At 72.5% G+C, this 12250-nt stretch carries 12 protein-coding genes and 1 pseudogene; 5 read left to right on the forward strand and 8 right to left on the reverse strand.

What is annotated here, in order from left to right; translation table 11 throughout:
- Positions 1–105, forward strand: a pseudogene (locus ACWD6P_RS31010) (aminoacyl-tRNA hydrolase); the annotation flags it as partial.
- Between the two features lie 136 nt (positions 106–241).
- Here ACWD6P_RS31010 and ACWD6P_RS31015 read toward each other — a convergent pair.
- Positions 242–865 carry a MerR family transcriptional regulator gene (locus tag ACWD6P_RS31015; protein ID WP_451447494.1) on the reverse strand — a complete coding sequence of 208 codons (624 nt, stop codon included), beginning with the start codon at positions 863–865 and terminating at the stop codon, positions 242–244.
- A 196-nt stretch (positions 866–1061) separates the two neighbouring features.
- On the opposite strand from ACWD6P_RS31015, the gene ACWD6P_RS31020 reads away from it, so the two are divergent.
- The 3 genes from ACWD6P_RS31020 (at position 1062) to ACWD6P_RS31030 (ending at position 3532) form a co-directional block, all read left to right on the forward strand.
- Entirely contained in the window at positions 1062–1976 is a 915-nt protein-coding gene (locus tag ACWD6P_RS31020) for a hypothetical protein (RefSeq protein ID WP_451447524.1), read from the forward strand.
- A complete protein-coding gene (locus ACWD6P_RS31025; protein ID WP_451447495.1) occupies positions 1973–2452 on the forward strand; it encodes an ABA4-like family protein in 480 nt (159 codons plus the stop codon). Before ACWD6P_RS31020 ends, ACWD6P_RS31025 begins: the two co-directional genes overlap by 4 nt.
- A gap of 78 nt (positions 2453–2530) precedes the next feature.
- The gene (locus ACWD6P_RS31030) at positions 2531–3532 is read left to right on the forward strand and encodes an ADP-ribosylglycohydrolase family protein (RefSeq protein WP_451447496.1); all 1002 of its coding nucleotides are present in this window, start codon (positions 2531–2533) and stop codon (positions 3530–3532) included.
- Here the strand turns inward: ACWD6P_RS31030 and ACWD6P_RS31035 are convergent.
- Positions 3529–4578 (reverse strand): D-alanine--D-alanine ligase family protein, encoded by a 1050-nt coding sequence (locus ACWD6P_RS31035; protein ID WP_451447497.1) that lies wholly within the window; start codon positions 4576–4578, stop codon positions 3529–3531. The genes ACWD6P_RS31030 and ACWD6P_RS31035 overlap by 4 nt on opposite strands.
- A gap of 401 nt (positions 4579–4979) precedes the next feature.
- Here ACWD6P_RS31035 and ACWD6P_RS31040 point away from each other — a divergent pair, with 401 nt between their 5' ends.
- Positions 4980–6098, forward strand: coding sequence for an LLM class flavin-dependent oxidoreductase (locus ACWD6P_RS31040; protein ID WP_451447498.1), 1119 nt, complete (start codon positions 4980–4982; stop codon positions 6096–6098).
- A gap of 90 nt (positions 6099–6188) precedes the next feature.
- Here ACWD6P_RS31040 and ACWD6P_RS31045 read toward each other — a convergent pair whose 3' ends face one another.
- The 6 genes from ACWD6P_RS31045 to ACWD6P_RS31070 form a co-directional block, all read right to left on the reverse strand.
- On the reverse strand, positions 6189–9005 hold the full coding sequence (locus tag ACWD6P_RS31045) for a DEAD/DEAH box helicase (RefSeq protein WP_451447499.1): 2817 nt from the start codon (positions 9003–9005) through the stop codon (positions 6189–6191).
- Between the two features lie 164 nt (positions 9006–9169).
- The gene (tatC, locus tag ACWD6P_RS31050; protein WP_451447500.1) at positions 9170–10135 is read right to left on the reverse strand and encodes a twin-arginine translocase subunit TatC; all 966 of its coding nucleotides are present in this window, start codon (positions 10133–10135) and stop codon (positions 9170–9172) included.
- A 64-nt stretch (positions 10136–10199) separates the two neighbouring features.
- Positions 10200–10499 (reverse strand): Sec-independent protein translocase subunit TatA, encoded by a 300-nt coding sequence (gene tatA, locus ACWD6P_RS31055; RefSeq protein WP_393488192.1) that lies wholly within the window; start codon positions 10497–10499, stop codon positions 10200–10202.
- Between the two features lie 248 nt (positions 10500–10747).
- Positions 10748–10951, reverse strand: a complete 204-nt coding sequence (locus ACWD6P_RS31060) for a hypothetical protein (protein WP_451447501.1) — start codon at positions 10949–10951, stop codon at positions 10748–10750.
- 16 nt (positions 10952–10967) lie between these two features.
- On the reverse strand, positions 10968–11213 hold the full coding sequence (locus ACWD6P_RS31065) for a hypothetical protein (protein ID WP_451447502.1): 246 nt from the start codon (positions 11211–11213) through the stop codon (positions 10968–10970).
- 83 nt (positions 11214–11296) lie between these two features.
- Positions 11297–12247: a helix-turn-helix transcriptional regulator gene (locus ACWD6P_RS31070; protein WP_451447503.1), complete on the reverse strand. Its 951-nt coding sequence runs from the start codon at positions 12245–12247 to the stop codon at positions 11297–11299.
- Positions 12248–12250: the final 3 nt, after the last annotated feature.

A 12250-nucleotide genomic window follows, 5' to 3' on the forward strand; every position in this document is an offset into this window, starting at 1 on the left:
GGTGCGGAGTATCACCGGGTGCGGTTCGGGATCGGGCGTCCGCCGGGTCGTATGCAGGTGGCGGATTTTGTGCTGAAGGATTTCTCTTCGGTGGAAGCGAAGCAGTCCACACACCAGGCCCCGGAGGACCGTCACCGGCAGCCGAACAGCCCCGCGCAGCGGCAACAGCCCGCCGCAGGCGAACCCACAACAACCCCCACGGCGGGAAAGCCAAAAACGTGGGCAGCCAAGCCAAGCGCAGCTACTCGTCATACCGCCGCGCCGACGCATCCACATGCGCCAGCCGCCGCATCGCCATGAGGACCGCGTCCCCCAGTACGGTCCCCACCACGACGCTCTCCACCATGCCGTCGACCTCCGCATTGCGGCCCACCCATGCGAGATCGGCGGCGGCCACCCGCTCGCAGGCGTCCGCGTAGTCGTCCATGACCTCCTCGAACTCTCCGCGGCCGATGCCCCGGAAGGTGGCGAGCGCGACGGCCAGCGCCTCGACGGCCGGATTCTCCGGCTCGACCCGCCAGCCGCGCCGGCGGATCAGCTCCGTGACCGTGCCGCGCGCCTCCTCCATGCCGTCCGGGGTGACGGCCGGCGGCGGGGTGATCGCCAGCTGCGCCGTGCCGAGCACCTTGTGCACCGACTCACCGGGTGAGTCGACGGCGGCCAGCACCTCGCGGACGACCGAGACCGAGAGTCCTCCCACGTCCATCAGCCCGCGGATCAGCCGCAGCCTGCGGACGTGGCCGTCGTCGTAGCTGGCCTGATTGGGGCTGGTCAGCCGGCCCGCGGGCAGCAGCCCCTCCCGCACGTAGTACTTGATCGTCGGGACCGCGACGCCCGTCGCGCGGCTCAACTCCCCGATGCGCATCTGCCGCCCTCTCCCGTGCCGGGTCGCCGCCCGGCACTCCGTACTCCCGGGCGCCCCGCCTCGTCCCGGCCTTGCCTATCCGGCCCCCATCATAGATAGTCCAGCTATCAGATAGCGGTAAGCGCTACTATCCATTCTGAGGGTCGGGGGTACCCGTATGTCCAGATACCGTTCGCTGCTCGCCTTCTCCTGGGCGATGGCCGCGCTCGCGGTCGTCGCGGCGGTCGGCCTGATCGTCGACGACCGGGTCCTGGCCGGGTCGCCGATCTGGTTCAAGCCGTTCAAGTTCGCGGTCTCGTTCGTCGTCTACGGGCTGACGCTCGCCTGGATGCTCTCCCGGCGGCCCGCCCCGGGCCGGGCCGGCGTATGGGCCGCGCACACCGTCGTGGCGGCCGGGCTCATCGAGATGGCGATCATCACCGGCCAGGCGATCCGCGGCCGGCGAAGCCACTTCAACATCGAAACCCCCCTGGACCAGGGCCTGTTCGTCATCATGGGACTCACCATCGTGGTCCTGTGGACGGGCACCCTCGTCATCGCACTCCTGCTCTTCCGGGCCCGCCTCGGCGACCGGGCCGCGACCTGGGCGATCCGGCTCGGGCTGCTGATCGCGCTGGCCGGGTTGCTGCTCGGCGGGCTCATGCTGGCGCCCACACCGCAGCAGCAGGCCGCGGGCGAGCTGGGCACCGTCATCGGCGCACACAGCGTCGGCGTCCCCGACGGCGGCCCGGCCATGCCGCTGACCGGCTGGAACACCACCGGCGGCGATCTGCGCATCCCGCACTTCGTCGGGATGCACGCGCTCCAGGCGCTGCCCCTGTTCCTGTACGGGATCGAGGCGCTGGCCGGACGGTTCGCCCGGCTGCGCGACGAGCGGGTGCAGCTGCGCCTGGTGCTGGTCGCGGCCGGTTTCCTCACCGCGCTGCTGGCGCTGGTGACCTGGCAGGCGCTGCGCGGCCAGGCGCTGATCCATCCGGACGGTGCGACGCTGGGCGCGCTCGGCGCCATCGGGGCGGCCACGGCAGCCGGGGCGTACGCGGCGCTGCGGCGGCCCGCGGACGCCCGTACCGACGAGGACCACCCCGCCCCGGCACAGGAGTTGACCGCATGAGCAGCAGCACCCTCTTCGACCTGGCCTTCCCTCTCGCGGCGCCGTTCTGGGCGCTGCTGATCCTGGCCCCCGGATGGCGCTGGACCGACCGGATGGCCGCCTCACCGCTGCCGCTGGTGCCGGTCCTCGCGGTCTATCTCGCCCTGGCCGTACGGGTCTTCCCCCAGCTGTGGGCCGCCGTCAGCCACCCCGGTCTGACGGAGTTCCAGGAGCTGCTGCGGCTCGGCGGCGGGGCCGGTGCGATCTGGGCGCAGGTGATCGCCTGGGATCTGTTCCTGGGGCAGTGGATGTACCGCGAGGCACGCGCGCTGGGGATCCACCCGCTGGTCATGGGGCCGTTGCTGGTGCTGACCGTGCTCCTCTCACCGATCGGCGTACTGCTCTTCCTCGCCCTTCGCACCGCGGTCCGCCTCCGGGCACGCCGCGACGGCACGGGGCGGAAGCCCGCGGGCCATCGGCAACTTGCCACTCCTTGACGAGAGGGTTCGTCGGGCGCCTCACCTGCTCGGGGGCGGCCCGCCCGGGGCAGCCGCCCCCGGGCGATACTGGGCTCCATGCCCCGGACCGAAGACCCCGGCCCCGCCGACCGCACCGCCCGCTCCAGCCCCTTGGACCGCACCGACCGGGCCATCGGCGCCGTCCTCGGCTCCGCCGTCGGAGACGCCCTGGGCGCGCCCTTCGAGTTCGGCGAGCCGGGCGCGTACCGCGCCCGGTTCCCGGACGGTGTCGGCGACATGTGGGCCGGCGGCGGCTGGGACCGCGGTGAGGCCACCGACGACACACAGATGGCGGTGCTCACCGCCCACTCGCTCCTGGAGCACGGTGGCCTCGACCTCCCCGATGTCTTCCGCCGCTTCCAGCGCTGGGCCGCCGCCGGCCCCAAGGACATCGGGCTGCAGACCGAGGACGTGCTGGGCAGCGGACTGCCCTGGGACCGCGCGGCCGCCGCGCACTTCGCGCGGGGCGACCGAGCGGCGGGCAACGGTGCGCTGATGCGGGCCGCGCCCGCCGCGGTCTGCTTCGCCGGGCGGGGACGTGCGGCGACGATGGACGCCGCACGGCACCTGTCCGCGCTGACCCATGGCGACCCCGCGGCCTGGGAGGGCACCGCCGTCTTCCATGAGCTGATCCGGGTCGCCCTGGGCGGCGGCGATCCCCTCGCCGCCGTACCGGACGCGCTGGCCGCCGTCCACCCCGACCACCGCGACCGCTGGGCCGTCGTCCTGGCCCCCGACTGGCACCCGGGGCTGGCCACCGAGTTCAACGGCGCGGTCTGGCCGTGCCTGGGCTCCGCGCTCTGGGCGCTGCGCGGCACCGGGTCGTACGCCGCGGCGGTCGGTGCCGCGATCGACCTCGGCGGGGACACCGACACCGTGGCGGCGGTCACCGGCGCGCTGGCCGGTGCGGTCCACGGCGCGGCCGCGATCCCGGACCGCTGGACCCGGCCGCTGCACGTACCGCTGCCCGGCTACGGCGACACGGTGCTGCACGCCGGTGAACTGGCCGCGCTCGCACGGGAGTTGCTGTGCGTCGAGGCAAAGGCGCAGCGAGGCTAGGCGGCGGGCCGGCCCTCCGGCGCGCGCAGGGCGACGATGCGGTCGATGAGGTCCCGGTAGGACCAGCCCGCCCCGGCGGCCGCCGCGCCCAGGCCGCTCAGGGGCCGTAGGCCGGGGCAGGCGTTGACCTCCAGGCAGTGGGGTACGCCGCCGCCGTCGCAGCGGAAGTCGATGCGTGAGTAGTCCCCCGCCCCCAGCCCCAGCGCGTCATGCGCCCGCCGTGCCTGTTCACGCAGGCGGGAGGCGAGGCCGTGCGGGATTTCGGCCGGGCAGTCGCAGCGAGCGGTCTCCGGACGGGACTTGGTGGCGTAGTCGAAGAGCGGCCCGCTGAACCGGATCTCGACCACCGGCAGCACGCTGCCGCCGATCACACTCACGGTGAACTCCCGGCCGGCCAGGAACGGGGTGGCGATCAGCGTCTCGCCGGCGGGCGCGAGGGCGCAGGTGCGGGCGAGTCCCTCCGCGTCCTGGGCGAGGCGCAGCTCCAGATGGGAGGTGCCGGTATTGGACTTGACCACCACCGGTCCCCGCCCCAGCAGGTCCGCCACCGGTCGCGGCACCGGGCGGTCCGACGCCGGGAAACGGACGCTGTCGGTGACGGTGACGCCCGCCTCGCGCAGCAGCGCCAGTGTGCGGTGCTTGTCCCACGCCAGGCTGCACTGTGCGCCGGCCGCGCCGGTGAAGCGGACCCCCGCCATCTCCAGCAGCGCCTGGAGGCGTCCGTCGCCGCCCCACCCGCCGTGCAGGGCCGGGAACACCAGGTCGGCGCCGCGGAGCAGCGGGAGCACCGGCCCGGCGGTGAGGGCGTCGAGCATCAGCTCCCGCCGCTTGCCCTCGTCGAGCTCCGGACCCCGAAGTTCCGCAGCCGTGCCCGGCAGCGCGCTCCCGTCCAGGGTCGGGCCGGCCAGCACGGGGTCCGCCGAGGCCGGGTCGACCAGCTGCACCTCGTGCCCCAGTTCCACCAGCGCTCCGGCCACCGCCGCCCCGGATTCCAGCGAGATCTCCCGCTCCGGGCTCTCCCCGCCACACAGCACAACGATCTTCATAGAACGAGCCTCGGCCGCCCTTTGCCGAAATCCCGGCATTACGCCGACCGGGGCGTGCCAGCCCCGGCGGCCTGCCGCACCGGCGTCCCCCGCACCGCGCCCGCTGCGAGCGCGCCCGTCCCGAACTCGGCCACCCGCCACGGCAATTGGTTGACGACGCATCCATCCACCTGTTCCACTGGCCTCATGCGCCCTCAGCAGCGGCTGGTCACCCGCGACCACATCGACTTCGGCCGGGTGTGGTCGGCCTCCTGTTGCCGCTGACTTCTCCGTGGGGCGGTGCGCCTGCCCGCCCTTTCCCGTACGGCCGTTTCCTGGCCCGTACCCCCCGTGCATCCGTACGCGCATGCCGCCCCCGCATGCCCGCGGGCACATGACCCACGAGAAGACGAGGCCCTGTCATGCCTGTCGAGTTCCTCGGCATTGCCGCGACCAACGACGGTTCCGAAGTCACCCGGCGCTCCGGCGCGTCCTTCGACAAGGACTACACCCTGCGGCTGGCCCGCGCCCATGAGGAGTACGGCTGGGACCGGGTGCTGTTCGCCTACGGTTCCGGCTCCCCCGATCCCGCACCGGCCGCCGCCTATGTCGCCGCCCGCACCGAGACCCTGCAGATCCTGGTGGCGCACCGCCCCAACGTCTCGTATCCGACCTTCGCGGCGAAGACCTTCGCGACGCTGGACCGGATCAGCGACGGCCGGCTCGCGGTGCACTTCATCACCGGCGGCAACGACCACGAGCAGGCCCGCGAGGGCGACACGCTCACCAAGGACGAGCGCTACGACCGCACCCGCGAGTACATCCGCATCGTCAAGAAGATCTGGACCACGCACGAGCCCTTCGACCACGAGGGGACCCACTACCGCTTCCACGACTTCGTCAGCGACACCTTCCCCGTCCAGCAGCCGCATCCGCAGGTCTCCTTCGGGGGCTCCTCGGCGGCGGCGTACGCGGCGGGCGGCGCGGAGGCGGACATCTACTGCCTGTGGGGCGAGCCGCTGGCGCAGACCGCCGAACAGATCGCCTCGGTGCAGGCGGCGGCGCGGGCGGCCGGCCGCAGCGACGTCCCCCGGATCCAGGTCGCGTTCCGGCCGATCATCGCGCCCACCGAGGAGCTGGCCTGGGAGAAGGCGCACCGCACCCTGGACTGGATCAAGGCACGCAAGGCGGGCGGCGCGCCGAGCCGCCGGCACCCGCTGACGAACCCGCAGAACGCCGGCTCGCAGCGGCTGCTCGCGGTCGCCGCCGAGGGCGAGCGGCACGACCGGGCGCTGTGGACCCCGACCGCCGCGGAGACCGGTGGCGCGGGCAACTCCACCGCCCTCGTCGGCACACCGGAGACCGTCGCACAGGCCCTGCTCGACTACTACGACCTGGGCGTCGGCATCCTCTCCGCCCGCGGCTACGACCTGCTCGACGACGCCATCGACTTCGGCCGGTACGTCATCCCGATCGTCCGCGAGGAGGTCGCCAAGCGGGACGCGGAACGGGCGGCGGCCGGGGGCCGGCAGGCTTCGTAGGACATGCGACGGCGCCGCGCCCCGTACGGGAACGCGGCGCCGTCGTACCGCCCGGGCCGGGCCCGGCGCCCGGCGGAGGTGGGCTACCGCTCAGCCCACGGACGAGTACGCCACCACGCCCCGCAGCACCCCGTCCATCGCCCGGCGGGCCGTGCGCGCCACCGAGCCGCCGGGCGGGGCGGCCGCCGCTATCTGGCCGAGGATGTCGACCAGCTGCTTGCACCAGCGGACGAAGTCGCCGGCGGGCATCTCCGCCTCGCGGAGCACCTCGTCGAGGCCGAAGCCGGAGGCCCAGCGGTAGGCGGCCCAGGCGAAGCCGAGGTCCGGCTCGCGCTGGCCGACGCCCTCCGCCTGGTTGATCTTGTGGTCCTCCTCCAGGGCGTCCAGCCGGCCCCAGATGCGGACCATCTCCCCCAGGGCGTCACGGGCCTTGCCGGACGGCAGCTTGGGCGCCGCCGCATCGTCCGCCTGCCGCGCCTCGTAGACCAGCGCCGAGGCGCAGGCCGCCAGCTCCGCCGGGCCGAGGTCCTCCCAGACGCCCTCGCGCAGGCACTCGCTCGCCAGCAGATCCAGTTCGCCGTAGAGCCGGGCCAGCCGCCGCCCCTCGTCGGTGACCGTGTCGCCTTCGAGGTAGTCCAGTTCGGTCAGCAGCGCGCAGATCCGGTCGAAGGTACGAGCGATGGTGTTCGTCCGGCCCTCGATCCGGCGCTCCAACTGGCGGGTGTCCCGCAGCAGTCGGTGGTAGCGCTCCGCCCAGCGGGCGTGGTCCTCACGCTCGGCGCAGCCATGGCAGGGGTGCGCACGGATCGCCGTACGCAGCCGGGCGATCTCACGGTCGTCGGCCGCCTCCGCGCGGGGCCTGCGGTGCCGCGACGGCACCAGATGGCCCGCCTTCGTCCGCAGCGCGGACGCCAGATCGCGGCGCGACTGCGGGCTGCGGGCGTTGAACGACTTGGGGATCCGCATCCGGTCCAGCGCCGCCACCGGCACCGGGAAGTCGATCGACGCCAGCCGCTTGACCTGCCGCTCGGCGGTCAGCACCAGCGGCCGCGGCCCGTCCTGCGCGTCGAAGCCGCGGTGGCCGTTCGTCCGGCCGGAGGACATCCCCGGGTCCAGGACCAGCGCCAGGCCCGCGTACTTGCCCGTGGGCACATGGATGACATCGCCGGGCTTGAGCTTCTCCAGCGCCGCCGTGGCCGCCACCCGCCGCTGCGCCGCGCCCTGCTTGGCCAGCTCCGTCTCGCGGTCCTTCAACTCCCGCCGCAGCCGCGAGTACTCCTCGAAGTCGCCGAGATGGCAGGTCATCGAGCCGCGGTAACCCGCCAGCCCCTCCTCGTTCTTCTGCACCTGCCGCGAGATCCCGACCACCGACTTGTCGGCCTGGAACTGCGCGAAGGACATCTCCAGCAGCTCCCGCGAACGGTGCCTGCCGAACTGGGAGACCAGATTGACCGCCATGTTGTACGACGGCTTGAAGGAGGAGCGCAGCGGATACGTCCGCGTACCGGCGAGGCCGGCCAGCGCGCCCGGGTTCATCCCCCGCTGCCACAGCACCACCGCATGGCCCTCGACGTCGATGCCACGGCGTCCGGCCCGGCCGGTCAGCTGGGTGTACTCGCCGGGGGTGATGTCGGCGTGCTGCTCGCCGTTCCACTTCACGAGCTTTTCCAACACCACCGAGCGTGCGGGCATGTTGATGCCCAGGGCCAGCGTCTCGGTGGCGAAGACGGCCTTGACCAGGCCCTTGACGAACAGCTCCTCGACGACCTCCTTGAAGGTCGGCAGCATGCCGGCGTGGTGTGCCGCGATGCCCCGCTCCAGGCCCTCCAGCCACTCGAAGTAGCCCAGCACATGGAGATCGTCGTCCGGGATCCCGGCCGTCCGCGCCTCCACTATGCGGCGGACCTGCTCGCGGCCCTCCTGGTCGTTGAGCCGCAGGCCCGAGTAGAGGCACTGCTGGACGGCGGCCTCACAGCCGGCCCGGCTGAAGATGAAGGTGATGGCGGGCAGCAGGCCCTCGTTGTCGAGGCGGTCGATGACCTCGGGCCGGCTCGGCGTCCAGATCCGGGCGCGCTGGCGCCGCTCGCGCTCGCGGTCCGCCTCGCGCATATTGCGGCCGCGGCGCTTGTCCCGGCCGAACGTCGGCCGGCTGTTCTCCATCCGCGCCAGCCGCTCCAGGTCGGGGTTGACCTCGCGGCGGCCGCCGCCGCGGCCGTCCCGCTCCTCGAAGAGGTCGTATATCCGGCGGCCGGCGAGGACGTGCTGCCACAGCGGCACCGGGCGGTGCTCGGAGACGATCACGGCGGTGTCGCCGCGGACCGTGTCCAGCCAGTCGCCGAACTCCTCGGCGTTGGAGACCGTCGCCGACAGCGACACCAGCGTCACCGACTCGGGAAGATGGATGATCACCTCTTCCCAGACGGCGCCCCGGAAGCGGTCGGAGAGGTAGTGCACCTCGTCCATGACCACATAGCCGAGGCCGACCAGCGACTGGGAACCGGCGTACAGCATGTTCCGCAGCACCTCGGTGGTCATCACGATCACCGGTGCCTCGGAGTTGACGCTGTTGTCGCCGGTCAGCAGCCCGACCTTGCCGGCGCCGTAACGCTTGACCAGATCCTGGTACTTCTGGTTGGACAGCGCCTTGATCGGCGTGGTGTAGAAGCATTTGCGGCCCTGCTCCAGGGCCAGGTGGACGGCGAATTCGCCGACGATCGTCTTGCCGGATCCGGTGGGGGCAGCGACCAGCACGCCTTTGCCGGCCTCCAGGGCCTGACATGCCTCGACCTGGAACGGATCCAGATCGAAGTCGTACATCTCTCGGAACGGGGCGAGTGCGGTGGCCTGCTCGGCCGCCCGGAGCTTGGCGGCGGCATAGCGCTCAGCAGGGGACATGTCCTCGGTCATCGTGCTTACGAGACTACCGGCCACCTCTGACAACGACCCGATCTTTATGGCGGCCCTTTACCGAGCGGGCGCCCGCCCCGGCTCCGCGCAGCCGAACGGCCCCGGCTCATCGAGCACGGGGCCGTCACGACACGTCATGACCCATCACGTCATGTCATGCACCGTTACGTCACGTCGTCATAGCCGCCACGGCGCGGCGTGTCACCCTCGCCCGCGTCCCCGCTCGCCTGCTCCGGCAGCATCCGCCCCGACGACACCGACTCGATCTCGCCGACACCCGCGGGCGTCAGGTCCAGCACGGAGGCCTCGTCATCGCTCAGCCCCGCGTCCGGGTTGCCCAGCTTGCGGCGGCGGTCGTTGAGCAGGCAGACGCCGGCGGCACCGAAGTACAGCACCACGATCGGGGCGGCCAGCAGCCCCATGGTCAGCGGATCACCGGTCGGCGTCGCCAGCGCCGCGAAGACCGTGATGCCCAGCACCATGAACCGCCACCAGCTCATGATCCGGCGGCCGGTGAGCACCCCGCCGAAGTTGAGCAGCACCAGCACCAGCGGCAGTTCGAAGGCGAGGCCGAAGACCAGCACCATACGCGTGACGATGTCGAAGAACTCGTCGGCCGGAAACTGGTTGGCCCAGTCGCTGGGGGTCAGCCCGACCAGCGCACCCGCGGTGGTGGGCAGCACCGCGTAGGCCAGGTAGGCACCGCCGAGGAACAGCGGCACACCGGCGGCGACGAAGCTCAGCGCGTACTTCTTCTCGTGCTTGTGCAGCCCCGGCGCGAGGAACGCCCACAGCTGGTAGAGCCACACCGGGCTGGCGAGGACGACTCCTGTCGTGAGGGCCAGCTTGAGCATGATGGTGAACGGTGCCAGCAGACCGTTCGCGGTGACCACGACGCACGGATGCTCCCGCGGCGCGGCCACCGAGGTGCCCTTGGGGCAGCCCACCGTGTCGATCACCGGGCCCGTGATGAAGTGGGCGATCCACTCGTACTGCCACATCGCGACGGCGGTGACCACGGCCATCGCCAGCACCGACTTCAGCAGCCTGTTACGCAGCTCACGCAGGTGCGCCGCGAGCGGCATCCGCCCCTCGGGGTCCTTGTCCTGCTTGCGGGCAGACTTGAGCAACCCACTTCCTCGTCTCGTACATCAGCCGCCCCGGCCCCGGGCCGGTGCGACCGGATCGGTTCGGTCAGCTCTGCTTGGTGGTGTTCGGCTCGGCCACGGGGCGCGAGCTGCTCACATCACCGGGAGCCGCCTGGATCGTACGAGGAGCCGACTGGGCCGCCTCGGAGGAAGCCTCGGACGTCGTACCGGTCGTGGCACCGCCCTCCGCCTCGCCGTCCTTCTTCATCGCCTTGGCCTCGCTCTTGAGGATACGAGCGGACTTGCCGAGCGAACGCGCCATGTCCGGCAGCTTCTTCGCGCCGAACAGCAGCACAATGACAACGAGGATCAGAATGATCTCGGGGGCCCTCAGGTTGCTGAGCATGTGCGACTACCTTCTCGCCGGGGCGGCGTCTGCTGGTTGCCTGCCGATGGGTCGGACTGGCGTGCTGGTGCTTCATCGATCGTAACGTTCGGTGGTGAACGCCGGGCAATCCCCTTGCATACTCCCGATTGCCCCGACCGCCGCGCTGTCTGAACCGCGGACGCAGCCTACCTCTCCGGGCCGCGCGGCAGCAGGGCACCGGCGCCCGCGGCGACGTCGCGCCCGCCGTCCGGGCCCGCCCCGGGCGCTCAGTCCCGGCCGGCCTCGTGCATCCGGGAGGCGAGCGGCACAGCGGCCCGCTCCAGATCCTCGGCGGCCCGCTGGATCCGCTGCGACGTCGCACCGACCTGGCGGGCCAGCCGCCGCACCTCGACGAAGACGCGGACGGCGAGGACACCGAGCACGGCGATCCCGAGGAAGCCGAGGGCGATTGCGATCATGGGCCAGAGCATGGCACGAGCCTATCGGTCAGCCGGTGTGCAGCCGCAGCGTGCGCACCCCGCCGCCGGTGAGCAGCTCGACGATCCGCTCGCCGGCCGGTTTGCGCACCGCCCGGCCGCAGTCGGGGCAGGTGAACGAGTAGAAGGTGGTGCGGCTGCTGGCGCCGATCGCCAGCCGGAAGGCGTCCGAGGCCAGTTCGAAGCGGCCCTGGCAATCGGGACAGGCCGCCTTGAAGAGCACCGGAGCAGTTGCGCCCGCCATCGTGGTCGTCATCCTTGCTGCCTCCTCCTTCTCCCTGCCGTGCACGCTGTCCACGGTGAGCGGGGGCGCCCCGACAGGGCCGGTGCGCCCGCGCCTCACTCGCCGTACGCCGCGAGCGCCTGGTCCGCCGCGCGCCGCGCGCTGTCCGCCAGCGCCTGCGGCGCCACGATCCGGCCGTCCCGGCCCAGCCGCAGCGCCAGCCGCCGCAGCGAGGCCGGGTCGGGGGTGCGCAGGGTGATGCGCAGCCCGCCGTCGGGGAGCTCCTCGGCGCTGTCGTGCGGGTAGTACTCGGCGACCCAGCGGCCACCGGGGCCGACCTCGATCACGACCTCGGGGTCCTCGGCCGCCGGCTGCACCAGGCCCTCGGACAGATCACGCAGCTCGACGGGCGGCGGATCGGCCGGCGCGTCCAGCAGCTTGATCTCGGCGACCCGGTCGAGCCGGAAGGTGCGCCGGGCCTCCGAGAGGCGGCACCAGGCCTCCATATAGGTGTGGCCGACGGCGAAGAGCCGGATCGGGTCCACCTCGCGCTCGGTCAGCTCGTCGCGGGCCGGGGAGTAGTAGCGCAGCCACAGCCGGCGCCGCTCGGCGATGGCCCGGTCGACGTCGGCGAAGACCCCGCCCTCGGACTCGAAGGTCACCGAGAGCCGGGAGCTGGCGCCGGCCGCCTCGCCGGCCGCCGCCTCCAGCTTGGCGGTGGCCCGCAGCAGCGCCTGCCGGTCGCCCTCGCGCAGACCCGGCAGGGTGGCCACCGCGCGGGCCGCGACCAGCAGGGCGGTCGCCTCGTCGGCGGCGAGCCGCAGCGGCTCGGCGACGTCGTCGGGGTTGTGCCACCAGATGCGGTCGCCGTCGGTGTCGATGTCCAGGAGGTCGCCGCCGCGGAAGCTCGTACCGCACATCGGCAGTACGTCGAGGTCGGCGATCAGCTCGTCCTCGGTGATGCCGAAGGCGCGGGCCACGTCGCCGACGCGGGCGCCGGGGCGCTCGCGCAGATACGTCACCAGCGACAGCATCCGGCGGGTCTGGTCGATCGCGTTCGTAGCCATGGA

Source organism: Streptomyces sp. NPDC002446 (assembly GCF_053595675.1).